The sequence below is a fragment of the Actinosynnema sp. NPDC023794 genome (assembly GCF_040639675.1).
GTDB lineage: Bacteria > Actinomycetota > Actinomycetes > Mycobacteriales > Pseudonocardiaceae > Actinosynnema > Actinosynnema luteola.
Window position 1 is genome coordinate 36,653 of record NZ_JBFAFR010000038.1, and the last position, 24,914, is coordinate 61,566.

A 24,914-nucleotide genomic window follows, 5' to 3' on the forward strand; every position below is an offset into this window, starting at 1 on the left:
ACTGAGCTGGGTTTAGGTTGTGCAACCTAAACCCAGGTCGGGCGGCCAAACGTTCACCGAGGGCGCCCGCCGCAGGCAGATCGTCACGGCGGCGATCGAGACGATCGCCGAGCTGGGCTACGCGGGCGCCTCGTTCGCGCAGATCGCGAAACGCGCCGGGCTGAGCAGTCCCGGGCTGATCTCGTACCACTTCGCCGACAAGGACGAACTGGTCGGCCAGGTCGTGGCGGAGGTCTACCGCACCGGCGGCGCGCAGATCCGCCCGAGCGCGGCCCAGGCCGGGTCCAGCGCGGACGCGTTGCTCGCGTTCGTGCGGGGCAGCGTCGCGTTCTACGACTCGCACCGCGCTCACATGCGAGCGCTGATCCAGATCCTCAACGGCCACCCGCAGGCACGCGAGCGCTGGGTGGACCAGGCCAACAACGCAGAGCTGGACGGCATCGAGCAGGTGCTGGCCCGCGGTCAGCGCGACGGCGAGTTCCGCGGCGACTTCGTGCCCCGCGTCGTGGCGGTGATCATCAGGGACCTGCTGTCCGGTGCCCTGATGCGGCTGCTGACCACGCCGGACCTGGACGTGTCCGCCTACACCCGCGAACTGGTCGCGCTCTGCCGACGTGCGGTCGGCGCATGAACCACCACCACTCGGAGGAGCACAGTGCCTGAGATCGACGGTTACACGGCCCCCAGTTTCGAGCCGGTCGCCGAGGCGTTCGCGGCGAACTTCGCCGAGGGCGCCGAGGTGGGCGCCGCGGTCAGCGTGTTCCTCCACGGCCGCCCGGTCGTCGACCTGCGGGGCGGGCTCGCCGACCCGGCCACCGGCCGGCCGTGGGAACGCGACACCACGCAGATCGTCTACTCCACCACCAAAGCCGCCACCGCGGTCTGCGCCCTGTTACTCGTCCAGCGCGGCGAACTGGACCTGGACGCACCGGTCGCGCGCTACTGGCCGGAGTTCGCCGCGGAAGGCAAGCAGGACATCCCGGTCCGCTGGCTGCTGACCCACCAGGCGGGCCTGGTGGCACTGGACAGCCCGGTCGCCCGCGCCGACGCCCTGGCCTGGCACCCGATGGCCGAAGCGCTCGCCGCGCAACGTCCCCAGTGGCGGCCGGGAACCCAGCACGGCTACCACGCGCTCACCTTCGGCCGGCTCGTCGGAGAGGTCGTCCGCCGCGTCTCCGGCCGAAGCCTCGGCACCTTCTTCCGCGACGAGATCGCCCAGCCACTCGGCCTGGACTTCCACATCGGACTGCCCAAGGCCGAACAGCACCGCGTCAGCCGGCTCGTCCAGCCCGAGCTCGACCTCGACGCGGCCGCGTTCGACATCGACCACCTGCCCGAACCGATCCGCGCCATCGCCGCCGCCACCACCGGACACACCTCAGGTCCCGACCTCGTCACGCTCCAGCCGTTCCACGTCGGACTGGGGTTCGGCCTACCCGCCCCCGCAACCGCTTGGCACTCGCCGACCTCGTTCGGGTTCACCGGCCTGGGCGGCTCCCTCGGCTACGCCGATCCGACGACCGGCATCGCCTTCGGCTACGTCGTGAACAACATCCGCAACACCCCCACCGCCGACCAACCGTCCACCAACCTCGTCACCGCTCTGCGAAGCCTCGTCTGACCGCAGCTCCCCGCCTCAGGTCCCGCCGCCCGACACACCGGTGTTCCATCCCGGGATCGGCGCCCGTCCGGTCCGGCCGCCCTGATCGATCTCAGCGCGGCCAGGCTGTGGTCGCCGCCTTTGCGACGGCGGGCCACGCCCCGACATCCGCGCCCCCACCGTCGCCGACATGGCCACCGGTGTCATCGGCTCCGACCAACGGCGCATCGGGGTGGCCCAGTCCCGCTGAAGAAATAAATGCGTTGCGGCAGCCGACACCAGTGATGCATGATCAAGGCACACCACGAGACGAGGAGCCGAAGTCATGACGAGCACGTGGAAGCGAGGGTCGCAGCGCTCGAGTCAGCGTCCCGCGATCGGCGCCGAGTGCCCGTCCCTCGATCGGCACAACACCGTCTCGATCCGGCGTGAAATGCCGCTGAACGGCGCGGACTCCCCACCCTGACCCGGGATCGGGTCATGTGGACAGGGAGCCGCCCATCGGGAAACCGATCCGGGCGGCTTCTTCGTTCGCGGCGCCGGTAATCATTTTCCTGGCGACGCAGCCAGGAAGCCAAACTGCCTCCAAAACCGTTGCCAGAGGGTTCACCCCTTTCCGTCACTGCTGAATGCCGCCCGTTTCCCGATGGGTTCGGCGTGTTCGTTGACAACTCCACAGCGGAGCAGACATTGATCAATGCGCCTCGCCTCTGGTCGTCACTCGACCCGAGGCGGCGCGGGGAAGAGCCGACCGGGACACCCCGGGCGTGCCGATCCTCCTGGTGGAGACGGGCGGTACCGCCCGGCCCGACTGCGATCGGGCGCCTTCCGGCGTTGCCCGGTCGGACTTCCGGCCTCCACCACCGAGCCCCTGTAGCTCAGTCGGACAGAGCGCCGCGCTACGAACGCGGAGGTTCCCAGGTTCGAGTCCTGGCAGGGGCACGTGCCGGCGTCCGCGGGACGGCGGCGTCGAGATGCTCACGTGGCCCAGCGGCAAGGGCACCGCATTGTCGATGCGGCGATCCGCGGGTTCGAGTCCCGTCGTGAGCGCGACCCCGCCGGCGACAGCCGTCGACGGGGCAGACGGATGCGAGGGGCACGGCGACCCCACCTGATTTGGGATCAGGACGCACCGCGTTCGACTCGCGGGCATCCGACAAGGCACCGAGCGGCGCAAGCCATCCGGGTGCCGGTGCACCCCGCCGCGGGGTGTTCACCACAGCGCGTTGGTCCAGGGGAACGGATACCGGATCCTCACTCCGGTGACGCGGGTTCGAATCCCGTACGCGCTACGAGCCGGGTCGAGGGTGGCACCTCGAGGTACGGGTCCGGCATGCCGCCGCCCCACGACGGCCCGCCTGCCTCTTCAGCTCGACAGGCCGAGCACCCGCCTCGTAAGCGGGAGGACCGGGTTCGAGTCCCGGGAGAGGCTCGCAGCACACTCGCGCCGGAGACTGCGGCACACGGTCCTGGCGCACCGGCGCTTGCAGCCCGACGGAGAAGGCAACGCGCTCAGCACGCGTCGAGTCCAGGTTCGAACCCTCGACCGGGAGCCGGCCGAGCGGCGAGGTGCCGGATCGCAGGAACGACGAGGTGGTACGGCGGTCCGTGCGGCACTCTGATGAAGTGTCCGAACCAGGTTCGACACCTGGCACCTCGACCACCACGACAACATGGCCGAACCCGTTGTCGTGCAAGGAGGATTGGCCGAGTCCGGTAAGGCAGCCGTCTCGAAAGCGGTAGTCGGCGCGGGAGCGTCGCGCGGGTTCGAATCCTGCATCCTCCGCGGGTCGCTAGCTCATCAGGCCAGAGCAGTCGCCTCTTAAGCGACGGGTGCGGGGTTCGAGTGCCCGGCGACCCACCACAAGCCCTCGTGGTCCAACGGAACACGACACCGCCCTCCGACGGCGGAGATGCAGGTTCGAGTCCTGCCGGGGGCACGCGACGCCATTCCCCTGAAGTGCACCAGGCCGCATGCCCGACTGTTGCTCGGGAGGACCGGGTTCGAGTCCTGGTACGCGCACTGTCCACCACCTGATCACGGGGTGGTGACGTCCCGTAGCTCAGCCGGCAGAGCATCCGCCCGACGTGCGGAGGGTCCCAGGTTCGACTCCTGGCGGGACGACTGTGACCGAAGCCGAAGTTGACGAGGCGCCAGATCGTGGCTCTGGTCGAAGCCGGTGCGAGTCCGGTCGGTCACCCCAACCACGACCCGTGCCGGGAGCCCTCGGCACGGCTGGTCGACGCGCGTGACCCGGCGGTCACCCGGAGCTCATATCTCCGGGGTGCCTGGTTCGACACCAGGACGCGCGACCGGATCGCGACCCACGCCCTCCGTGACGTGGGTCGCGATCGTCCCGACCCACGTCACGACGGTCGTGAGGCGGCCTGCAAAGCCGTCGACGTTCCGGGTTCGACTCCCGGGTGGGTCTCGTTCACTCCGTCTGCTCCGCTGTGGGGAAGGCGCGTTGCCCAGGAACTCCCGTTCGGATTCATCTCGGTGTTCGTCCGCCGACCGGCCGACGACGACCCATCACACTCGGGGTCGGCGCGGCGGTTCCGCCCACAGGAGCCGGTTGACACCCGAGGCTAATGGCATTAGCTTTTAAGCTACCTTCATTAGCTGTCAGGGGATCGACATGACGCAGTTCCTGGAGCTGGACGGCGGCCGGCTCGCCTACGACGTGATCGGCGAGGGGCCGCTGATCGTGCTGGCCCACGGCATGGGCGACAACCGGGCCGCCTACCGCGAGGTGGCCGTCCGACTGGCCGACGCCGGCTACCGAGTCGCCGGCGTGGACCAGCGCGGCCACGGCGAGTCCAGCACCGGCTGGGCCTCCTACAGCCGCACCGACTCGGCGGCCGACCTGCTCGCCGTGGTCCGACACCTGGGCGGTCCGGCCGTGCTCGTGGGCCACTCGTTCACCGGCGGCTCCGTCACCATCGCGGCCGCGCAGGAGCCCGAGTCGGTCAGCGCCATCGTGCAGATCAGCCCGTTCACCCGGGCGCAGAAGGTCGACTTCGGCGGTTTGCTCTCCAATTCCCGCTACCGCAAGGGAATGGCGCTGCTCATGGGCGCGGGGGTGTTCCGCAGCGTCGGGCTGTGGAAGCGCTACCTCGACCACGCCTACCCCGGCGCCAAGCCGGCGGTCTTCGCCGAGCACGTCGCCGCGCTCGACGCGGACCTTCGCAGGCCCGGCCGCATGGCGGTGGTGAGCAGCATGGGCATGTCCGCGCCCACCGACGCGGGCGCCCGGCTCGGCGACATCCGCTGCCCCGCGCTGGTCGTCGAGGGCTCCCTGGACCCCGACTGGACCGATGCCCGCGCCGAAGGCGAGGGCATCGTGGCGGCCATGCCGCCAGGGCTGGGCCGGGTCGAGGTGATCGAGGGGGCGGGCCACTACCCGCACGTGCAGTTCCCGGCCGAGGTCGCCGCGGCGGTCGTGACCTTCCTCGGGGCAGGCGCCCGTGGCTAGGGCGGCGCTGTCCGCGGACGCGGTGGTCGCCGTCGCGCTGCGCTTGGTCGACGAAGAGGGGCCAGCCGCGCTGACCCTGGCGGCAGTGGCCTCCCGCGCGGGCGTGGCCACGCCGTCGCTCTACAAGCACGTCCGCAACCTGGCCGAGCTGCGCGCGCTCATGTCGGTGCAGATCATGGACGACCTGGCCGAGCGGATCGGCGGGGCGGTGCTCGGTCGATCCGCCGACGAGGCGATCCGCGCGCTCATGACAACCTGGCGCGAGTACGTGGCGGAGCACCCACACCGCTACTCCGCGCTCGTCCAGACACCCGAGCCGATGGTGGCGCGGGCCGGGCAGCGGCTGGTCGACATCATGTTGGCCGCCCTGCGCGCGTACGGCATGGAGGACACCGAAGCCATCCACGCGACCCGCTGCCTGCGCGCGGCCATGCACGGCTTCGCGGTGCTGCAAGCGGAGAACGCGTTCCAACGACCCGAAAAGCTGGACGAGACCTACGACCTGCTGATCCACATGGTGGTCACCGGGCTCCGAACACCCCTCCGCCGCACGTGAACCTCACCCACCAGGATCACCGGGACTGCCTGGATGCCGAACGGTTCGTCGACACCGTCATGCGCGAAGTCACCGACCGATCACTTGCCACCGGCAACCGCGGTCACCGCGGGGCGACGTCGGTGCAGTCGACCTTCTCGTCCGGCAGCCGACCGGTCGTCAGGAACGTCACCGTCGCCTCGTCCACACACGTGGAGCCCTGGTGGTAGACGTAGTGCCCGCCGTTGTCCGCGCCGACGAAAGCCGCTCGCTCGCCGAGGACCTCGTACAGCCCGAGGCCGTCCTCCCACGGTGTGGCGTTGTCCCTGCGGTTCTGCAGGATCAGCGTGTTGCGCGGTCCCCTGTCCGTCACGCGGACGGGCTCCTCGATCGGCTTCGGCCAGAACGCGCACGCCCGGATGTTGGCGGGCATCCCCGCGGTGAGCGGCCAGGCCGCGCGGTCCTCGGCGGTGCGGCGGGCGTACTCGTCGACCTCGTCGGACCACGGCGCGTCACCGCAGGTCAGTGCCAGGAACATGGTGGCCTGGTTGTCGGCCGGCACGCCCGGGGTCGGCGGCGGCGTGGTGAACACCTGCTGCAGCACCTGGCCGTCCGCCTCGGTGAGCACGCCGTCGGCCAGCCCGGCGGCGGCCTTCCAGAACTGCGCGAGCACCGGGAGGGTCTCGTTGTGCAGCAGGAGGCTGTAGGTGACGGTGCGCAGCGTCGAACCCGTCAGTGCCAGTGGGGTGCCGGGGATGGGCGCGGGGGTGCGGTCGAGGCGGTCGGCGAGTGCGAGGTACTTCTGGGTCACCTCGTCGACGGTGCCTCCCAGCCCGAGCGTGGCGTGCCGCGCTGCGGCGACCCTTGCCGCGTCGGGGAAGCGTTCCGACATGGCCTTGCCCCAGTTGTCCGTCGCCCTGACCCAGACTTTCGTGGGGTCGACGTTGCCCTCGAGGACCACCCGGTCGGCGTGCTCCGGGAACAGCGACTCGTAGACGGTGCCGAGGTACGTGCCGTAGGACTGACCCCAGTAGGAGATCTTCTTCTCACCGAGCGCCGTGCGGATGCGGTCCATGTCGCGGGCCGTGTTGGCGGTGGTGAAGTACCGGAGCTTCTTGCCAGCGTTCGTCGCGCACCGTTCGGCGTCGGTGCGGGCCTGGTCGACGTTCGCGGTGATCGAGCCGTCCGCGGCCGGGTACGGGAAGAGACCGGCGAGGGACGGGTCATCGAGGCCGCAGCTCTGCGGGGTGCTGTGCTCGACCCCGCGCGGGTCGAAGCCGATCAGGTCGTAGGCCGCCAACACCGACGGCGGCAGGGTCGGTGCCACGACGCCCGGTGTGCCCAGGCCTGGCAACGCCGGGCCGCCCGGGTTCAGCAGCAGGACACCGCGGCGGTCGCGGGACTTCGCTGCCGGCAGCTTCGAGACGGCCACCTCGATCTTCTCGCCACCGGGGTTCCGGTAGTCGAGCGGAACCTCCACCGTTCCGCAGGTGAGCCGGGGGTCGCGACTGGCGCCCTCGGCCAACTCCGGGCACGTGTCCCAGGTGATGCGCGGCGTGTCTGCCGACTCGGCGACGACCGGTGGTGCGTCCTCACCCCTCGCGTCTCCTTCCGCGGCGGCGTCACAGGCCGCCACCGCGGCGACGGTGAGCGTCACCGCGATCACCACCCTGGTGAACCTCCCGGGGATACCGGCTCCCGCTGACCGTTGCACTTTCCTCAACGCCCTTGCCCTCCAGTTCTCGGCGTGCCGCAACACACTGACGCCGTCGCCACCGGAACCTATGGGAGACCGCGGTGCCACGAATCCCCTTGGTGTGGACACTTTCCTGTAGTCCTCACGGGGGACAGCGGCCTGCGGCCGACCGGCCGTCGGTCATCCCACCGGGAAACCTCACCGCCACCGGGGGAAGCACTTGTGCGCCAATCGACTCCGCAGTTGGGCGGCACGTGGCAAGGGACATCCACGGACAGTGTTCCGCCGCAAGCCTTTCAGCCGATTGAGGACGGAGGATCGAGCCGCGAGACTCGTCCCCCGGCACACTTCCGAAGAACGGGAATCCTCATGCGTCTGCGTTCATTGATCGTCGCTGCGGTCGGCGCCCTGCTCGGTGCTACGGGGCTGTTCCACGTGCCCGCTTCCGCAGCCGTGGTGGACGTCAACTGCGCTCTGGGCACCCAGGTCGGCACCTACTCACCCGGCATGACGCTGCTGCCCAGGCACATCGACTTCAGCGCCACCGGCACGCTCGGTGGCTGCGTGTCCCCCGGCCACCCCGACCTCACCGGCGCGACCTTCACCGCCCTGGTGAGCGGCACGTTCAGCTGTCTGTCCGGCTCCACCACCAACACCTCGACCTACCACTGGAACACCGGGCACAGCAGCACCGTCCGGGGCGGCTTCGAGATCAACCTCAAGCCCGGCGGCACCACCGTCCTGGTCCTGACCGGCACCGTGGTCGACGGGCTGTTCCTGGGTGCCACCGTCGTCCAGACCAAGGTCCTGCCCGCCACCGACCTCACCGCCTGCCTGACCCCACAAGGCCTGACGAGCGTCAGCGGCACCGCCACCTTCACCGCCGTGCTGTGACCCGACGGGCGGCGGGGGCGGCGGAGCCGCACGGCGCCCGCGCACCGGTCGATGTCGCCATGGATCGCAGTCTTCTCACGCGCCAGGGTGTTGCGTACGTTCGGTGGCCCATCCTATGGAGGTGCTAGCTGTGGGACGCATCCGAGGTCTGCTCGTCCCGGTCGCACTGATCACGTCGTCCCTGCTGTTCCCACCGTCCCTCGCGCACGCGGCGCCGGGCGACCTCACCTGCGTGGAGAACGAGTCGGTGACCTATTCCCCCGGCCTGCTCACCACGCCTCGGCCGGTGGACGTGAGCGTGTACAACGTCCTCTCGTGCACGTCCCTCGCCGATCCGGCCGTGACAGGAGGGCACGTGCAGGCGACCATCCGCGGCCTCAACCGCTCGTGCGGCGACCTCGCGGCGGCAGGCAGCGGCTCGTACACCATCACCTGGAACACCGGTGAAACCAGCACGATCGCCTACAACCGGTCCGCCAACTACGTCCTGGGGACCCTGGTCATCGTGGAGAACGGGACCGTGACGGCGGGCAAGTTCACCGGTGACTCCACCACGCACGTCGTCGAGCTGCTCAACCTCAACCTCCTGGCCTGCCTCGCGGAACCCGGGCTCACCACGGCCTCGGGCAGCGGCACCTACGTCTTCGCCTGACGTGCCCGCCCCACATCGGTCGTCGGCGGCCAGGCCCGCTCCTCCTTGACCTCTGCGGAGACCCCTGGCAACACCGGCTTTCGGTCACCAGCGCGTTCGTCGAGCGGACCGCGACGGAGAGCACGCCGACTCCCCGTGCCGCGCCTGGCACGGAGAACCGCGCCCGGGACCACCGGCCCGTCCACGGCGAACTACTCGTGCTCGGGATCAAGCCGCCCACGCCGACGGTTCCGCGGCCACCGGGAGGAAACCGCGAAGCTGCGGCATGCTGGTGCAGTGGTCGTCCCGACTGGCGGCCTTGCCGCTGGTCGGGACGAGCGCCGCGCTGAGCGCGTGCGGCTCGGACGGCTCGGACGGCTCGGTGGCCGGGCCGGCCGGCAGGGAGTGCGTGGCGATCGCCTCGGCGTCGGTCGTCCCGGTACAGCCGGCCGCCCCGCTGGGAACCCGCGAGGTCGTGCACCTGACCTGAGGCCCGGCGCCACGGCGCCGGATCACTGTTCTGAACATGACTTCCCGGTCGGCGGTGTCATCGCCGCCTATATGGTTCGGCTATGAGCCAGCCGATCCCGTTCACCGACCTCAACTTCAAGCTCGCCGTCGTCCAGGAGCTGATGTACAACCAGGGCCTCTTGCCGAGGTTCGACCTGCGCGAGCACGCCGCCGAGCAGGGCTTCACCTACGACGACGGGAGCGTCGAGGCGGTGCCTGGGGCTCTGGCCTACTTCGAGGCGCTCGAGGTCCCCGTCGAGCTCGCGGAGAAGGTCACCGAGATCGAGATGGACGGCGGCAACGAGATCTACCTCGAGATCGCGCCGAACTGGGACGGCGAGGACGGACTGTTCGACGTCGACGAGTTCGCCGACCTGCGGCACTTCCCCAACCTGAAGTCGATGACACTGTTCTACACGGGCAACGAGGAGGCGCTGGAGACGCTGCGTGCCCGCGGAATCGAAGCAGACTGGCTCTGAACCGGCCGCCACCGCTCGGGCACGTCCAGCAAGAACCACGGGCCACGACCACCATGGGTTTCACCGACGCTGAGCACCTTCCCGTCGACGGGAGTGGTGCAGGTGGCCACCAGCTCGGCGTCGTTCACGCAGTCGATGTCGTGGTGGCTGATCGAGAAGCGGTGGGTAGCGCAGCGGTCCGGCGGTGCCGCGCGGGTTGACGGTGGTGGTCACGGTGACCCTCTCGGCCCCGGAATCGACGGGGCCCGCCGATGATCAACCAGCGCGCCGACCCGGTGCGCGTCCACACCACCCCGCACGGCACGGCGCACGTCTCCTGCGCATCACTCGCCAGGTCCAGCGAGGTCCAGCGCGCCGCGGGGTCGCCTCTGCCGGGCAAGGCGGGGTACCCGACGATCAGGGCCGCAATCGCGGTGGGTGCGCACGGGTCGTCGTGGGCTGGTGGCCCGCATCGGGTGATCACGACGCGGGTGTTGTCGATCAGCTGCGGGGGTACCAGGTCACAACGTTCCACGTCTTCGGCAGGAAGGACGATCATGACGGCCGGTGACGCCGCCTACCTACCCAGACCTCGACCCGCTGAGCCACTCGAAGCGATGACGCTCGAACTGACGGGCGACGTGCCCGATCTCGTCGAGACACGGCAGTGGACCAGCGATGTCCTCGCCGACCTCGCAGAGGACGAGATCGCCGACGCCAAGCTGGTGGTGTCCGAGCTGGTCACCAACGCCTACGAGCACGGCCAACACCCACTGCACCTGCGGCTGCGACGCAGCCGCGACCTGATCCGCATCGAAGTGACCGACCTGTCACCACAGGTACCGGTGGTGGGCGACTCGTCGGTGCGGGCGACACGTGGTCGCGGGATGCTGCTTGTGGACCGGATCTGCCGACAGTGGGGAGCCGTGCGCCACGCGGTCGGCAAGACCGTGTGGGCCGTCCTGGCCCACCACTCCCGCCGCCCGAGCACCGTCCTCTCCGGTTGATCGCCCCGTGCGAACTAGGCGGTGATGTGGCTCACGGAGTGGCGACGCAGCGGGGCGCTGCGCCCCTGGTGGCTCGACCCTGCCGAGCGAGGTCCGCACTGGACCGCCGTCCACACCACGGCCCCACATCGTCGCCGCTCTTCAACCGCGAGACCGCCCGGGAGTCGATCCCGCTCGCATCAGACCGCGGGAGGGATCGACTCCGTTCCAGTTCTACAGAGCGTCCGCTCGCACGTCGGCCAGTGCTTGTTCCAGCGTCTCGTGCAACGGCAGCAGCTTGTCCATCGCGGTAGCCGTCAGTGAACGGCGCACAGCGCGGCTGGCCACCACGTGGACCGGTCCGCGCTGGAGCGAGGTGTTGTGCGCACGGATGTGGCCGAGCGCGGCGATGCCGGAGGAGGCGAAGAACGTCACCCCGGACAGGTCGATCACCAGCGCACCGGCTCCGCTGTCGAGCAGTTCCAGGCAGCGGTCGCGCAGATCGTCGCTGTTGGCCATGTCGATGTCCCCGACAACGCGGACGATCATCGCGTCACCGTGCGAGTCGGTGGTCAACTCCGGAGTGGGCGAGTCAGCAGCATTCACTGCACCATCATGACCGCTGCCCGTAGCCGACGCAGCCCCTGCCCAGACCTGACCTGCGGAAGCGGCCGGCCCGGTCCGTGGTGACGGCCGCCGGTGCGGGCTCGAGGAGGAACACGCTGCCCGCGTCCTGCGTCAAGCCATCTCCGACACGAGCCGATCCGAGGGCGGGAACCGGGGAGTCCGTGACGTGGTGGTGGGCCAGGGTCGAACCCGGGGTCGCCCGTGGTCACGACCACCGCGCGGGCGTCCGGGACCAGCGTGACGTGCCGGCCGGCCCAGCAGCCTGCGAACGGGCCGTGCTCGTCGATCCGCCGCAAATGGCCGAACGGGCGCCCTTCGGGATCGCCACCGGAGTTCTGCGGTCGCGGACCGGCGGAGGTGCGCCCATCCCACAGCGAGCCCTTCGGGGTCCGCGGACCACTCCCAGTCGCTGATCCCCGGCTGGGAGAACAACCGGGCTGCCGCGTACTCGGTCACCGGCACCCCGATCAACCGGGTCGGGGCGGCGCCGAGGAGGTGCGCTGCCCCGTTGTCGTACCGCGGAACGCTCGCGGCAGGACGCGGGAAGGGTCTGCTGGACGCAGCCGATCCGCATCGGCGTCCGATCGCCGAGCCGGCCCGCGGTGGAACTCGTCCGCGGGCCGTATTACGGTCACGGGTACACCAGTCGTTCCGCGCCGGCTCGCATGGCTCCTGTCACACGCTCGTGCTGTCCTTCGGGTGTGCACCGACGATCAGGGCGGAGTGGGCGGATGATGGATGCCGGGCGGTTGGCTCGGCGGCTGCAGGTGCTGGAGGCGATCACCGACAGCGGGCTGCGCGAGCTCGACCTGGACAAGCTGTTCGACGTGCTGCTGCAGCAATTGCGGTCGCTGTTCGAGGTCGACACCGCCACGGTGCTCCTGGTGGACTCCGGCGGCGGGCACTTGGTGGCCAGGGCGACCTCCGGCCTGGAGGAAGAAGTCCTCCAAGGCGTGCGGATACCGGTGGGCTCGGGGTTCGCCGGCACGGTCGCCGACCGTCGGGAGCCGGTGCAGATCGACCACGTCGATCCCACCACCGTGGTCAACCCCCTGCTGTGGGAGCGCGGTCTGCAGGTCATGCTCGGCGTGCCGATGGTGGCCGAAGGCAGGCTGATCGGTGTGTTGCACATCGGCAGCACGGCTGCGCGCCGGTTCACCGACGAAGACGTCGACCTGCTCCAGCTCGCGGCCGACCGGCTGGCGACCGCGGCGCACCTGCACCGCTCGCGGTCCGAACTGGCGGCGGCGGCCTTGCTCCAGGAGAGCCTCCTGCCCGGCCGGCTGCCGACCACGCCCGACTGGGAGTTCGCGGCGCGCTACGTGCCGGGCGCGGAGAACGGTGTGGGCGGCGACTGGTACGACGTGTTCACGCTGCCCGGCGAACGCATCGGCGTGGTCATCGGTGACGTGGTCGGCAGCGGGCTACCGGCCGCCATCGTCATGGGACGACTGCGCAGCGCCCTGCGCGCCTACGCCCTGGAGTTCCCCGACCCGGCGGAGGTGCTCGGCAAGCTCGACCGCAAGGCCAGCCACTTCGAGGCCCACACCATGGCCACGGTCGCCTATGCCGTGATCGACACCACCGCCGCCCGCGTCGACCTGGCGCTGGCCGGCCACCTGCCACCCGTGCTGGCCATCCCCGGCGAACCGTCCCACCTGGTCCAGGCTCCGGTCGGACCGCCCATCGGACACCACCTGGCCGTCACCGGCCGCCAGGGCACGACCCTCGACCTGCCCCCCGGCGCGCTGCTGGCGTTCTACACCGACGGGCTGGTCGAACGCCGCGGCACCGACCTCGACAGCGGACTCGAGCAGCTGCTCGGGCACGTGTTTCCGGCCACTGCGGAGATGGTCTGCGCCGAGGTCATGGCGAGCCTCGTCGGCGCCCAACCCGCCACCGACGACATCGCCGTGCTCGTGACCCGCCACCGCCCCGGACCCGCCTGATCGGCTGGTAGTGCACGACCCAGCTCGCCGTCCGCCGGCGCCGGCGTGACAGCGAGGAGCTCACACAGGTGTGAAACCGGTGAGAGTTGGGCAACCCGGTCCCTGTAGCGATCACGCCGCGTCGCAGAAGGCGCCGTGGCACGAGGACAAGGAACCACCGTGGGCATCCTGGGTTGGATCGTTCTGGGTCTCATCGCCGGCGCCATCGCCAAGGCCATCATGCCCGGCAAGGACCCCGGCGGCATCATCATCACCATGCTCCTGGGCATCGTCGGCGCCATCATCGGCGGATTCATCGGCCGCGCCATCTTCGGCTCCGACATCGGCAGCTTCTTCGACCTGAGCACCTGGCTGCTCGCCATCCTCGGCTCGCTGATCGTGCTCGGCATCTACCACGTCGTCACCAAGCGCGGCCACCACGCACACAGCTGACACGACACACCGAACCACCCGGGCCCGCCGGTCAACCACCGGCGGGCCCGACCCATTTCCTGATGCCGCACACAGTGGCACCGCACCACCCATCGACGCACGGGACACCCAGCGGGACGAACTTCGGGTCAACCGACTGGCTCATTGATGTCCACCCTGGACACGTCAACCGCGCTGAGAGCTCGTGGGCGGCGCCCCGTGGACGCCGCCTATGGCGTGTGAAGGGACGATTCAGCTGTGGTGCCGGTCAGTTGATGGTCGCAGCGCAGGGTGCGGATCCTGGCTCTTGCGCATGCGGCGAGTCGGTCGGAGGCGTGGTGGGCGTCGGCGCTGAGGTGGTCCTGGAGGCTGGGCGCTCTCGGACGTGCTCGCTCCGCGCGAGCAGGGCGCGAATGCGCGGGCCGGCGTCAACCTCAGGAGTCGGAGAACGGCGGTAGCTGCTGTTGGTCCCCGACCAGCACCGCCCGCCGTGCGGGCACCAGCGGCACAACAGGTCGGCGGTGCCACCACCGACGACGACCCTGATCAGCCGCCGGATTGTTCGCGGGCACCGGGTCGCCCGGCGTCGGCCGCGTCCGCGAGGAGGCTGTTGAGTTGTCGTTGAATCCGGTCCGCGGCGGTTCCGCGGCCCTGGCGGCGGTAGAGGCTCAGTGCTTCCTGCCACGCGGCGAGCGCTTCGTCGTCGTGGCCGAGGGCGGCGTGCGAGTGGCCGAGGTGGTCGAGGGTATCGGCGGTCGCCCCGGTGTTGCCGTGCCTGTGGACCAGGGCGAGAGCCTGTCGGAAGCAGCGGATGGCCGTTTCGTACCTGGCAGTCTGGTGCTCGATCCAGCCCAGGCCATCCAAGGCGATGGCCTCGCCGTCGACGTCGTCGTGCAGGCGGTGCAGGGCGAGGGCGGCTTGGCAGTGCTCGCGGGCGATGTCGAAGTCGTGCAGTTGCGCGGCGTACCAGCCGACCATGCTCAACGCGGCCGCTTCCCAGACCGGGCGGTCGAGCTTCCGGTAGAAGGTCAGCGTGCGCCGGGCGTGCCGCAGGGCTCCCTCGTCGTCGCCTCGACGCCCCAGAGCCAGCGCCAGGAGGCGGTGGATGTGGCCCTGCTCGGCGGGGTCGCCGTGCCGGTCGGCCAGCGACAGCGCCCGTCGCAGGTGCCAGAGCGCCTTGACGTGGTCGCCCAGTCGGGAGTGGGCGTTGCCGAACAGTCCGTGGGCGCGGATGGGCGTGACCGGATCGGACAGGTGCTCCGACGCGGCGAGCGCCGCTTCCCACACGACGAAGGCTTCGCGGAGGTGCACTCGCCACCGGTGATAGGTCCTCAGCTCCATCGCGATCTGCCACACGACCCGGTGCAGGTGTTGGGCGGCGGCGACGTTCTGCGCGCCGAGGAGGTTCGTGTGCTCGACGTCGAACCAGGCCAGCGCCTCGAAGATGTCGGTCAGCGGGTGCGGCCGGATGCCAGGTGGCGAGGACAGGGTCTCCAGGGGCGGCTCGTGCGGCTCCAGCAGGCGGTTGGCGACGTGCGCCGTCTGCAGGTAGAAGTCGACGGCTCGGCGCAGTGCCGCTTCGCGCACCGCCGCGGGCAGCTCGCGCTCCGCGACCGCGCTCCCGTACCCGCGGACCAGGTCGTGCATGGCGTAGCGGCCGTTCGGGCTCCGGCTGACCAGCGAGGCGTCCCCGAGACCACGCAGCACGGTGCGGGCGCGGGCCGGTGCGAGGCCGATGAGGTTCGCGGCGGCGGGAAGTCCGGTGTCCGGCCCCGGCGCGGTGCTCAACAGCAGGAATGCCTCGCGCAGCTCGGTGGTCAGGCCGCGCAGTGACCACGACAGCACGGCGGGCAGGCTGGCACCCGGTTCGCCCCGGTCCAGCGCCTCGACACCCAGGTCCCGCAACTCCTCGGCCAGCAGGGCCAGCTTCGACCGCGGATCGGTATGGGCGTGTCCGGCGACGATCGCCAGCGCCAGGGGAAAGCCCCGGCACAGCTCGACCAGTTCACCCACCGCGGCGGGTTCGGCATGCAGGCGTGCCGCCCCGAGGCGGTCCGCCAGGAGCGCGCGTGCGTCCGCCGGGGCCAGCACGTCCAGCGACAGGTGGTCGGCTCCCCGGCCGACGACCAGGCCGGGGAGGCGGTTGCGGCTGGTGACGACCACGGTGCAGGTCGGACTGCCGGGCAACAGTGCCTCGACCTGGGCGGTGTCGACCGCGTTGTCGAGCACCACCAGCATTCGCCTGCCGTGCGCCAGGCTGCGGAACAGAGCCGACCGGGAATGGAGGTCCACAGGAACCTCACCGGGCTCGGTGCCCAGGGAATCGAGGAATCCGCGCAATGCCACCGCGGGTTCCATCGGCGCCTCATCCGGGCTGAATCCACGCAGGTCGACGAACAGCTGCCCGTCGGGGAAGCGGTCCAGGTTGCGGTGGGCCCAGTGCAAGGCCAACCAGGTCTTGCCCATCCCTCCCGTTCCCCCGATCGCGTGAATCACCACCGTGGCCGGTTCGTCGCGCAGCGCCGCGTCGAGCCGGGTCAGCTCTTCCGCCCGACCCACGAAAGGCAGCGGCGCGACGGGGAGCTGCCGCGGCACGACGGTCGGCATGGCCGCACGTGTCCGATCGGCCGGCGAGTTGTCGTCGGGGTGCGGGTGGTCCGGCAAGGCGACCCAGGCAAGGTCGTCGGTTTCCTTCACCCGCACCCGAACTGCGCGGAACGTGCCCGGCCGCAGCACGGAGGAGTGCCGCACGACCTCGTCGAACATCCAGCGGGACACCACCAGCACGACCGCTCCGGGTGAGCCCGCCAGCGCCTGTTTCACCGCCTCGGCGTCCAGCAGCCGGAATGCCGTGGTCAACGCCGTCGCCGCCGCCCCGTGCCGGTCGAACGCCACCTCCCCCGCGTGCAGCGCCATCCGCACCCTGACCTGCCGCTGCGGCGCGGCGGACGAGTTGTGCTTCCTGAGCGCCCCGGCCAGGGCGCCGGACACCGACTCGACCAACCGCGCTTTCGGAACCTCCGGCGGCACCAGGACGAACAGGCCATCGCCACGGTCCTCGTGGTAGCAGTCCTCCCAGCGCACACCGGCCGTCTGGAGCGCGCCGACGACCGACGCGTAAAGCACCTCGCGGACGGCCAATTGGTCGGGCAGATTCCTCCGCTGGTCGCCGAACCCCTCCACGTCGAACACCGCAATAGTGCGATGCAACGCCGGTGTCGATTCCGTCATCACCACTCCGCGGACGAAGCCGGGCAAACGCGAGCCGGTCGTGTGGTGGAAGCGGTTGCCGTGCTTTCACCTTCGGGATCGCTCCAGTCTGCCGACCGGTGCCTCCGGTTTCAAGGCGCAACTCGCGACGGAATCCGCAATACGCCTTTCGACACAAGCGCGCCGAGTTACATGAGAAAGACTCTCAATCTGCCGGATTGTGGAACGTTTCGAAGCCGGAAGCCGAGCACGGGGCGTGGTACGACCACAGTGCCGGCCCGAGGGGCCTACCTCGGCGTGACCCACCCGTTCGGGCTACTGCGAGTGCTGCCTGATCCCAGGCCGTTCGCCGACGCCGTCAGCCCGAGGTAGGACCCGTCCTCCGGCATCAGGGCACCACCACTTCGAGGCGAACGTCGGCCAGTTCCTCTCGGAGGTCGCGAGCCGGGCTGAGGTTGAAGACGGGAACTCCGTCCCTGCCGAAGTGGACTCGGTGCATCGCGGACGAGACCACACCGTGACCCACGGGCGAGGCGACCGCGTGGTAGCAGATCCAGGTGTTGCCGTCGTAGTCGGTGAAGAGAGAGTTGTGCCCGGCACCATAGAGCCCTTCCACCGACTGGTAGTTCAGGACCGGCGTGATCGCCTTGGACCATGCGGGGGCATCCAGGTAGTCACCGCCTCGGGGAATACTCAGCATCCCGATGGAGTAGGTGTAGCCCCTGGCCGCTCCACCGGAGTACGTGATGTACACGGTCCCGTCGGTCAGGAACGGGTACGGGCCTTCGTTGTTGATCGTCCCCTGCACGTTCTCCCAGCCGTACAGCGGGCGCGTCAGCAACACCGGTTCGCTGATGAGACAAGTGGGATCAGCCACGGTCGTCTCCGCGATGTAGATCATGCTGCCCGAGTCCATCGGCGAGTCAAGGCCCGTCCGGAATGACCAGACGAGGAAGCACCTCTCGTCAGCTTTGAAGTAGGTCATGTCCAGCGTGATGCTGCCGCTCTCGGCCAAGTAGGAGCCGTCGGCCTTCCGGACCCGCACGGGGGTCTCCCAGCTGTCGGCCTGCATGATGTCGTGCCCCTTCTTGAGTCGCATCACGTGGCACTGTGGCCCCCACTCGGCGCCGCTGACAGCGAACAAGATGTAGAGGTCGTTGCCGATCTGGTGGAACTCAGGGGCCCAGAAGGTCTGCACGAAGCCCTTGCTCTCGTCCGCGTCGAGGATCACCTCCTCGCGGAACCCCTCGTCGAACAAGCCGTTGATCGTCTCGGACCCTCGGACGTAGAGGCCGATGTCGTCCACGTTGTCGTTGGTCGCGATGTAGTAGTACTTCCCTTCCCAGGGCAGGATCACCGGGTCCGCGTACCCGCGCGCCAATGGGAAGGGGTGAACGGGAGTCTGCACCATGCCGGGGACCCGGTAGGTTCCCGGCACCGAGAAGTCCACTGCACTGGTGTCCCAGGCGACGGACTTGCCGACCGTAGAGCCGTCGGAGTAGACGGCCGTCGCCTTCACCGCGGCCAGTTCCGACGGGGAGGACGCGACGACAGTCTTGGGGACGCGGGTTTCCGTATGCGTCAGGGGCGTCCACCGGTCCCGAACGGCTTGCGCGATTGACGGTTCCACCGCGAGCACGTTCCCCGGGTCGATGCCCGTCAGGTTGCAGGGGTCCGCAACCCGCGGGAACCGGGATGCCGGCCGAGGCCCCTTTGATCCTCCTCCTGCGAGGTCGACGACCTGGTTCACGTACGTGTTTCCGTCGGCGTCTCGCCACAGGAACTCGTACGCGCCGACCGCCTCGTCGTACTGACACGCGACGGCATCCACATGCAGGGAGTCGTGCAACCGAAGGAGCCCTCGGGATCGGAACTCCGTCAGATCGGTCGACGTCCACACCAGGACACAGCCACGGCTTTCCCCGTCCCGCGCTCCCCGGGGTGCGACACGGACGGCGACCAGCCCGAACCCGCCTTCTCTCGTGCGGAACAGGAAGGGGTTCCTGGCGCCCTTCTCCAGGATCGTGTTGTGCTCGCTAACCGTGGCTTCGGGAAACACGATCCCGTAGTTCCGGTTGAGCGGCTCGAACGGTGCTCCGTCTTCGCTCAACGCGAGGTGGATGCTGTTGCTCAGCGAGTCGGTGTACTCGTCGAGCGGCGTTCGGGTGTAGACGAGAACTCTGTCTTCCATGACGTACCTGTGCCGTTCAGTGTCTGGCGTCGAGGAATGGCCTCTGGATCCGACGACGGTGTTGAACGAAGGGCGACGTGCAGTCGGTGAACAATCCTATACCGTTATTGCAAAGTCCACTAGAGAATTTCGGCACGCGACGGCAATAGCCTTCCTGCTCGACGAGCCGGTCCCACCCGTCAGGCACTGCGCCCCAACGGGTGGTGGCGCGGACAGCCGCCTCGGCCCGGCGGTCATACCCGTTCAGACTGATCGAAAGCCACGGGCCGATGCCCTGCCGGCCGGTCTGCGCTGCCCCGCCGGCATGCTCGATCGAGTGAATCCCTCCTCCCGCCGTAACAGATTTCTGATCACCCTGGACACCCATGGCGTAACGTTCCGCGAGGGAGGACGGCGATGGGTATCGGGAGACTCGACGGAGGCCGATTCAACCTGATCGTGTCCGTTCGGCACAACGCCGACGGCGTGCGGCTGGGCGAATGGCGGGCTTCGTTCGAGCGTGCGTCGGCACTCTTGTTCGACGCGACGGATGGGCAGCACCAGTTCGGCACGATCTATGTCTGCAACAACTCCAGCGGGGGCCGGAATGCAGACGCCTGGTTGCTCGATGCGGACGGGCGCTCCTCGTCGAGCGTGCGCGGGCTGGGCAGGGAAACCGCGCGGATGAACCTGTCTGGCGACGAGCGTTTCAAGCCATTCGTCATCATTCACGAGTTCGGACACTACGGCTACGGGATGCGGGACGAGTACGAGGACGTCAACGGCAGTGCCGCCGAGTGCATCGGCGGCACGACGAGTGACGCGTGCGTGATGGAGGCGGCCTGGAACGAAGGCGACCGGTTCGGCAACCGGGCCACCGGCGGCGCGCTCGTCACGGGCCGAGTCAGCGAGTTCTGCGTCCCAGGCAACCACGACCCGGACCGGGACACCGAGCAGCACGACATCAACGGCGAAAGCTGTTGGCAGACGATGGTTGGCGCATTCCCCGGGTTGACCATGCCGGGAGGCACGCCCACCGGGCCGGCACCCGGCGGTGCCACACCGATCAACTGGGTGGTCCTTGCGCCAGAGCAGCGTCTCGTGCTCGTGATCGACCGGTCCGGCAGCATGGCCGGCAACAAGCTCTCGGAGGCGAAGTTCGGTGCCGACTGGTGGGCAGACAGCGCGACGGCAGGCGACCGCCTGTGCGTCGTGTCGTTCGCCCACGACGCACGTACGGACTTCGCGCTGACCCCGATCACCACCCAGTCGGACCGCGACAACGCGCAGAACGCGATCGCTGCGCTGGCCGCAGGTGGCTCAACCTCGATCGGCGGGGGCCTGGGCGCGGGGCTGACCAACATCATCAACGCGGGCACCCGGGCCGCGACCCAGGTAGTCGTGCTGCTGACCGATGGCTTGCACAACAGCGGCGAGCACCCCACCGCGGTGGTGCCCGACCTGGTCGCGAACGGGGTGCGCGTGTACACGTTGGGGATCGGCCGCTCCATCGACACCGCGCTTCTGCAGTCGATCGCGAACTCGACCGGCGGCACGTTCTACCGGATCGACCCCAACCTGTCGGTGGCCGCCCAGGAGTTCAGCATCCGCACCGCGCTGATGGAGATCTCCGGAATCGCCCGCGACGACGGCGGTGTGGTGACCACCCAGCCGGAGAACGTCGACCAGTCCGGCGCCGTCGAGTTGCCCGTGCACGTCGAGTCGGGCAGCGAGCTAGCGACGTTTGGTGTGACATGGCAGGGAACCAAGGGTCGGTTGCTGCTGGAGCTGACCGATCCGAACGGCGAGACGATCAAGGTGGGCACGTTCCCCGAGACCACGCGTCAGATCCTGGGCGACCGCCCGTACATGGCGTTCCAGGTGGGCAGCCCGACCGCCGGCGAATGGCGCGTGCGGATCCTGCCGGAGGACCACGAGGGCAGCGGGGCATCGCGGTTCTTCGCGTTCAGCCAGCACCCCAAGATCGACGGCGGCATGTACACGCCGCAGGACCGTTACAACCCAGGCGACGTCGTGCCGCTGTTCCTCCAGGTCTACTTCGGCCAGCCGATCACGGGGTTGTCGGTCAGTGGCATAGCCACACTTCCCGACGGCGGCACGGCGCCGCTGCGGTTCGACGACGGCGGCGACCAGGCGTTCGGTGACCTGGTGGCCGAGGACGGCACCTACAGTGCGTTGTTCGACGAGACCCACGGCGACCCCGGCACGTACACGTTCGAGGTCGAAGTGGAAAGCGACGGAACATCTGCCTGGTACCCGGAGCGGGGCGAGCAGCTGCTGCCCGGCGAGTCCTACACGTTGGACCCGATTCCGGCGTTCCGTCGCCAGTTCAGCCTGTCGCTGGTGATCGGCGAGGAACCAATCGAGAAGGTCGAGGACGACGTCTAGCAACTGAGCAGGGTTCCGAAGGCCAGCGAGCACTGTCGGTGGGAGCTGATTAACTAGCCGAATGTTCGAAACTCCCGACGAGCTCCACAGCCTCCAAGTCCTGCTCGACACGTCTTTGGCCGACTCCAGCAACCACCTCAAATCGATCATCCGGCCAGGTGAAAGCACATTGGACGCCGAGCAGGTCGTCCGAGTCTGCCAAGGCATGTGCACCCTGGCCATCGCCACAGTCACCCGGCGCGGTGAGCCACGCATCAGCGGCGCCGACGGGCACCTCCTGCACGGCCGTTGGATCGTCGGCACCCACCGCCAGGCCGCTAAAGCCCGTCATCTCGCGGCGCGGCCCGGCATCAGCGCGAGCTTCATGCGCGGCGAGCAGCTCGGCATCTTCACGCACGGACACGCCGTTCCGCTGAACCCCGAGGGGACGAGCAGCGACCCGACTTGGCCGGCAACCCGCGACTACCTCGTCAACCACTACGACGGCGACAGCGACGACCCGTTCTGGGACGAGAACGTCTGGTACCGCATCGACCCCACCTGGATGGTCGCCTACAGCACCGACCCCGTCGGGCTGCTCGACCGACAACCGTCAGTCTGACGAGAGCTCGGGCGGGCCTACCTCAGGCCGTCACTCCGGGGCCAGTCGAGGGTGACATCTTCAGGCAGACGCGGAACGTGAGGGTGGTCGTAGCCACAGTGGACACTCCTGTTCAGACGGAGGTGTACATCCCCGTGCCGCACGGGTAGTCGAGCCGGCCGGGTTGCAGCACCCCGAGCGAGCTTGTTGTTCTCCGGGTCCATCGCCACTTCGTGGACCTACAGGTCACCGAACCCGCGTGCGTAGGCCAGGTCCTGCGCCTCGGGCGCCGAGTAGGTGTCGAGCTGCCGGATCGAGCCGGTCGCGACCCGCTGGGTCGGGATGTCGGTGCCGAACAGGCGCACGTAACCCCAGCCGTCGAAGACCGACCTGATCGTGGTCGACTCGCCTCCGGCAGCCTGCGTCGGCGTGGTGCAGGCGTTCGCTTCCGTCACACCGGGCACACCCAGCAGGCGCAGCCCCGCGTGCCGGTTGACGAACACGTCCAGCTTGGCTTGGAACGTGCACCCACCGCGTTCGACCAGTGCCGTGCCGGTGCCCGGCGGGAGCGCTGCACCAGCCTGGCGGACGTAGGTGGTGTCACCGCTGATCTTCGTGGCGTCGTCGATCGGCTTGGTGTCGGCCGCGGACGTGGCGTTGTCCTCCTGCCCGGCGTGCGAACCGGAGTCGATCTTCGCCGTGACGCGGTACGGGCTGAAGCCCTCGTCCGTGCCGATCATGAACTTCCGGTTCGGCGACAGCTCGGACTGGTGGGCGTTGCCCTCTGAGGCGATCTCCTGGCCCCCGCGCCAACCGCTCCTCGTCCAACGCCGCGTAGTCGCTCTCCGCTATCAGACCCACCTTGCCCGGACGCGGGTCGGTGGCGTCGAACAGCACGTACCCGCCACAGCGAGATGCCGCCGGAACCGGGCTCGAGTGCACACCGGTGCGCTCGCACGTCGGCTCGCGGAACGTGGACGAGCCGGTCACCGCGGCGCTGAGCGCGAGGGTCACCGCACCCGACACCGCAAGTCCGCGAACCCGCTGTTCACGTTGTCGACGCATCGAAGATGCCTCCGGTCAGAGCGCTACTGCCCCAGCGGCCGGACCCTGCGTACGGGATCCGGCAACCGGTAGGTGCGGGGAAGGAACTTCTCCACGATTCGCAGTCGACGCGATACCGACGTCACGGTCCGTCGCTTCCGCCGCGCCGGCGCAGGAGGCCGGCCGCTACACGGTCACCGAGTGGCCGCTCAGAGTCGGAGAGCCATGCCGACCGAGTCCGGTGCGGTCTCCGCGAAGCCGTACCTCGCGTAGAGGTGGCGTGCGTCGCCGTCGGCGATGAGCGAGATGTAGGCCGTGCGCGGCGCCCGTTGCCGCAGGTGTTCCATCAGCGCGGTCATGATCTGCTTGCCGAGGCCACGTCCCTGGTGTTCGGGCAGGACGCACATGTCGACGATCTGGAACGCGGTGCCGCCGTCACCGATGACACGACCCATGCCCACCGGGTGGTCGTCGCGGTAGGCGACGACCGCGTGCCACCCGCCGGCCAGGCCGGCAGCCGCCGCCGCTGTCGATTTCGGGCTCATGCCTGCGGCGACCCGCAGGCGCTGGTACACCTCGACCGTGGGGGTCCCGGCTCGCACGACGTAGGTCACGTCACTCCTGTGGTTTGTGGCGCGTCCGCACCATGTCGGACCGGACGCGAGGAACTGGCGGCAGACGTCTGCTCGACGAACCCGAGCTGCCGCATCAGCGGGTGGCGTGCGGGCCGTGGTCGCTGACCTGGGCGTCGAACCAGGCGTGCAGGGCGTTGCGGAGCTCGGCGCGACTGGTGTTGTAGGTGACGCGTCCTCCATCGGGGGTGGTTTCGTAGTCGATGGTGATTCGCCCGTCATGGGCACGCAGCGCTTCCAGGCCGGGCATCTCGTTGCCGTGGATGCGGGCAGGATCGGTGAAGTCGCCACGTCGGAAGCGGTCCACCTCCGCGGTCAGGTGCTCCCGGATGAGGGTGATCTGAGCGGCGTCCCCCGGGTCGTCCGCGATCACGGTCTGCACGCCGCCCGTGTCGGTCTTGGTGAACCGGTGGGTGGTCCGTTCCAGGTCGAACGGCATCACCGACGCGCCCCGCTCGGCGACCCCGGCCTGCCGACCGGAAGTCGTCGGTGTCGACGTCGACGAGTCGTCGGCGCAGCCGCTGCTCAGCGCGGCGACAGCGGCCACCAGGAGCAGTGCTCGACCGACCTGGTTGCGATCAAGACGGTTCAACAGCTGCCTCCGCGAGGATCTGGAGCGCGCGCACCACGGCGGCGCGTTGGTCTTCGGGCACGCGATCGAGCAGGGTCGTCAACCGGTCCCGGCGGGCGTCGGCCTGCCGGGCGGCAGCGGTGTCGCCCGCGTCGGTGAGCACCAGCAGAACACCGCGGCCGTCACCATCGGCCACCTCCCGGCGCACCCAACCCCGGCCGACCAGGTTGGCGACCAAGCGGCTGACGGTGCTCTTCTCCAACCGCAACCGGCGAGCCAGCTCCACCTGACGGAGCTGCCCCTCCCGGGCGATTTCCACCATGGCGTGCGCCTCGGAGACCGGCAGCGGCTGCCCGCACGGCGTCCGGTCGGGCTGATGAAGGCCGAAGTTGCGGACGAACCGCATCAGCGACTCCTGCGCCGCATCCACTTCGCCACTCTGCATGGTTCGACTGTACAACCAGATGGTTCGACAGTACAACCACTGTCACGCGATTCGCCAACGCGCGGCGCCTCGGTTCGCGA

General features: G+C 69.3%; 21 protein-coding genes and 10 tRNA genes. 23 read left to right on the top strand and 8 right to left on the bottom strand.

What is annotated here, in order from left to right; all coding sequences use genetic code 11:
• The first annotated feature begins 19 nt into the window (after positions 1 to 19).
• From AB0H12_RS39975 to AB0H12_RS40040, 14 genes are all read left to right on the top strand, one after another.
• Positions 20 to 631, top strand: a complete 612-nt coding sequence (locus AB0H12_RS39975; protein WP_499630349.1) for a TetR/AcrR family transcriptional regulator — start codon at positions 20 to 22, stop codon at positions 629 to 631.
• Between the two features lie 24 nt (positions 632 to 655).
• The gene (locus AB0H12_RS39980; RefSeq protein ID WP_499630351.1) at positions 656 to 1,621 is read left to right on the top strand and encodes a serine hydrolase domain-containing protein; all 966 of its coding nucleotides are present in this window, start codon (positions 656 to 658) and stop codon (positions 1,619 to 1,621) included.
• An 846-nt stretch (positions 1,622 to 2,467) separates the two neighbouring features.
• A tRNA-Arg gene (locus AB0H12_RS39985) sits at positions 2,468 to 2,542 on the top strand.
• Positions 2,543 to 2,576: 34 nt separating this feature from the next.
• Positions 2,577 to 2,650, top strand: a tRNA-Asp gene (locus AB0H12_RS39990).
• Positions 2,651 to 2,820: 170 nt separating this feature from the next.
• Positions 2,821 to 2,892, top strand: a tRNA-Glu gene (locus tag AB0H12_RS39995).
• A 68-nt stretch (positions 2,893 to 2,960) separates the two neighbouring features.
• Positions 2,961 to 3,032 (top strand) — tRNA-Thr (locus AB0H12_RS40000).
• A 265-nt stretch (positions 3,033 to 3,297) separates the two neighbouring features.
• A tRNA-Ser gene (locus tag AB0H12_RS40005) sits at positions 3,298 to 3,386 on the top strand.
• A gap of 1 nt (position 3,387) precedes the next feature.
• Positions 3,388 to 3,464 (top strand) — tRNA-Lys (locus AB0H12_RS40010).
• Between the two features lie 3 nt (positions 3,465 to 3,467).
• Positions 3,468 to 3,540: transfer RNA gene (locus tag AB0H12_RS40015), tRNA-Arg, on the top strand.
• A gap of 16 nt (positions 3,541 to 3,556) precedes the next feature.
• Positions 3,557 to 3,633: transfer RNA gene (locus AB0H12_RS40020), tRNA-Asn, on the top strand.
• Between the two features lie 19 nt (positions 3,634 to 3,652).
• Positions 3,653 to 3,725, top strand: a tRNA-Val gene (locus AB0H12_RS40025).
• A gap of 234 nt (positions 3,726 to 3,959) precedes the next feature.
• Positions 3,960 to 4,032: transfer RNA gene (locus AB0H12_RS40030), tRNA-Cys, on the top strand.
• A gap of 207 nt (positions 4,033 to 4,239) precedes the next feature.
• Positions 4,240 to 5,076, top strand: a complete 837-nt coding sequence (locus AB0H12_RS40035) for an alpha/beta fold hydrolase (RefSeq protein ID WP_499630353.1) — start codon at positions 4,240 to 4,242, stop codon at positions 5,074 to 5,076.
• On the top strand, positions 5,069 to 5,632 hold the full coding sequence (locus tag AB0H12_RS40040) for a TetR/AcrR family transcriptional regulator (RefSeq protein ID WP_499630355.1): 564 nt from the start codon (positions 5,069 to 5,071) through the stop codon (positions 5,630 to 5,632). Before AB0H12_RS40035 ends, AB0H12_RS40040 begins: the two co-directional genes overlap by 8 nt.
• A 103-nt stretch (positions 5,633 to 5,735) precedes the next feature.
• On the opposite strand, the gene AB0H12_RS40045 is transcribed toward AB0H12_RS40040, so the two are convergent.
• A complete protein-coding gene (locus tag AB0H12_RS40045; protein WP_499630356.1) occupies positions 5,736 to 7,280 on the bottom strand; it encodes an alpha/beta hydrolase in 1,545 nt (514 codons plus the stop codon).
• A gap of 396 nt (positions 7,281 to 7,676) precedes the next feature.
• On the opposite strand from AB0H12_RS40045, the gene AB0H12_RS40050 reads away from it, so the two are divergent.
• From AB0H12_RS40050 to AB0H12_RS40070, 5 genes are all read left to right on the top strand, one after another.
• Positions 7,677 to 8,201 carry a hypothetical protein gene (locus AB0H12_RS40050; protein WP_499630358.1) on the top strand — a complete coding sequence of 175 codons (525 nt, stop codon included), beginning with the start codon at positions 7,677 to 7,679 and terminating at the stop codon, positions 8,199 to 8,201.
• Positions 8,202 to 8,331: 130 nt separating this feature from the next.
• Positions 8,332 to 8,853, top strand: a complete 522-nt coding sequence (locus AB0H12_RS40055; RefSeq protein WP_499630360.1) for a hypothetical protein — start codon at positions 8,332 to 8,334, stop codon at positions 8,851 to 8,853.
• Between the two features lie 265 nt (positions 8,854 to 9,118).
• On the top strand, positions 9,119 to 9,322 hold the full coding sequence (locus AB0H12_RS40060) for a hypothetical protein (RefSeq protein ID WP_499630361.1): 204 nt from the start codon (positions 9,119 to 9,121) through the stop codon (positions 9,320 to 9,322).
• Between the two features lie 82 nt (positions 9,323 to 9,404).
• Complete coding sequence (locus AB0H12_RS40065; protein WP_499630363.1) at positions 9,405 to 9,821, top strand: DUF6892 domain-containing protein; 417 nt, start codon at positions 9,405 to 9,407, stop codon at positions 9,819 to 9,821.
• A gap of 596 nt (positions 9,822 to 10,417) precedes the next feature.
• Entirely contained in the window at positions 10,418 to 10,807 is a 390-nt protein-coding gene (locus tag AB0H12_RS40070) for an ATP-binding protein (protein WP_499630365.1), read from the top strand.
• Positions 10,808 to 11,020: 213 nt separating this feature from the next.
• Here the strand turns inward: AB0H12_RS40070 and AB0H12_RS40075 are convergent, their stop codons facing one another.
• Positions 11,021 to 11,392 carry an STAS domain-containing protein gene (locus tag AB0H12_RS40075; RefSeq protein WP_499630367.1) on the bottom strand — a complete coding sequence of 124 codons (372 nt, stop codon included), beginning with the start codon at positions 11,390 to 11,392 and terminating at the stop codon, positions 11,021 to 11,023.
• Between the two features lie 752 nt (positions 11,393 to 12,144).
• Here AB0H12_RS40075 and AB0H12_RS40080 point away from each other — a divergent pair.
• Together AB0H12_RS40080 and AB0H12_RS40085 are read left to right on the top strand one after the other, a co-directional pair.
• Positions 12,145 to 13,362 carry a PP2C family protein-serine/threonine phosphatase gene (locus tag AB0H12_RS40080; protein WP_499630370.1) on the top strand — a complete coding sequence of 406 codons (1,218 nt, stop codon included), beginning with the start codon at positions 12,145 to 12,147 and terminating at the stop codon, positions 13,360 to 13,362.
• A gap of 159 nt (positions 13,363 to 13,521) precedes the next feature.
• Complete coding sequence (locus tag AB0H12_RS40085; RefSeq protein ID WP_499630373.1) at positions 13,522 to 13,794, top strand: GlsB/YeaQ/YmgE family stress response membrane protein; 273 nt, start codon at positions 13,522 to 13,524, stop codon at positions 13,792 to 13,794.
• 525 nt (positions 13,795 to 14,319) lie between these two features.
• On the opposite strand, the gene AB0H12_RS40090 is transcribed toward AB0H12_RS40085, so the two are convergent.
• Positions 14,320 to 17,004, bottom strand: coding sequence for an ATP-binding protein (locus tag AB0H12_RS40090; RefSeq protein WP_499630376.1), 2,685 nt, complete (start codon positions 17,002 to 17,004; stop codon positions 14,320 to 14,322).
• A 367-nt stretch (positions 17,005 to 17,371) separates the two neighbouring features.
• Positions 17,372 to 19,174 carry a family 43 glycosylhydrolase gene (locus tag AB0H12_RS40095; RefSeq protein WP_499630379.1) on the bottom strand — a complete coding sequence of 601 codons (1,803 nt, stop codon included), beginning with the start codon at positions 19,172 to 19,174 and terminating at the stop codon, positions 17,372 to 17,374.
• 396 nt (positions 19,175 to 19,570) lie between these two features.
• Here AB0H12_RS40095 and AB0H12_RS40100 point away from each other — a divergent pair, with 396 nt between their 5' ends.
• Both AB0H12_RS40100 and AB0H12_RS40105 read left to right on the top strand, forming a co-directional pair.
• The gene (locus AB0H12_RS40100) at positions 19,571 to 21,562 is read left to right on the top strand and encodes a VWA domain-containing protein (RefSeq protein WP_499630382.1); all 1,992 of its coding nucleotides are present in this window, start codon (positions 19,571 to 19,573) and stop codon (positions 21,560 to 21,562) included.
• A gap of 61 nt (positions 21,563 to 21,623) precedes the next feature.
• Complete coding sequence (locus AB0H12_RS40105; RefSeq protein WP_499630385.1) at positions 21,624 to 22,163, top strand: pyridoxamine 5'-phosphate oxidase family protein; 540 nt, start codon at positions 21,624 to 21,626, stop codon at positions 22,161 to 22,163.
• A 218-nt stretch (positions 22,164 to 22,381) separates the two neighbouring features.
• Here the strand turns inward: AB0H12_RS40105 and AB0H12_RS40110 are convergent, their stop codons facing one another.
• The 4 genes from AB0H12_RS40110 to AB0H12_RS40125 form a co-directional block, all read right to left on the bottom strand.
• Positions 22,382 to 22,882: a hypothetical protein gene (locus tag AB0H12_RS40110; protein WP_499630388.1), complete on the bottom strand. Its 501-nt coding sequence runs from the start codon at positions 22,880 to 22,882 to the stop codon at positions 22,382 to 22,384.
• A 513-nt stretch (positions 22,883 to 23,395) separates the two neighbouring features.
• A complete protein-coding gene (locus AB0H12_RS40115; RefSeq protein WP_499630391.1) occupies positions 23,396 to 23,800 on the bottom strand; it encodes a GNAT family N-acetyltransferase in 405 nt (134 codons plus the stop codon).
• Positions 23,801 to 23,894: 94 nt separating this feature from the next.
• On the bottom strand, positions 23,895 to 24,410 hold the full coding sequence (locus AB0H12_RS40120; RefSeq protein WP_499630393.1) for a hypothetical protein: 516 nt from the start codon (positions 24,408 to 24,410) through the stop codon (positions 23,895 to 23,897).
• Positions 24,397 to 24,834, bottom strand: coding sequence for a MarR family winged helix-turn-helix transcriptional regulator (locus tag AB0H12_RS40125; RefSeq protein ID WP_499630396.1), 438 nt, complete (start codon positions 24,832 to 24,834; stop codon positions 24,397 to 24,399). The genes AB0H12_RS40120 and AB0H12_RS40125 overlap by 14 nt, the downstream gene beginning before the upstream one ends.
• Positions 24,835 to 24,914: the final 80 nt, after the last annotated feature.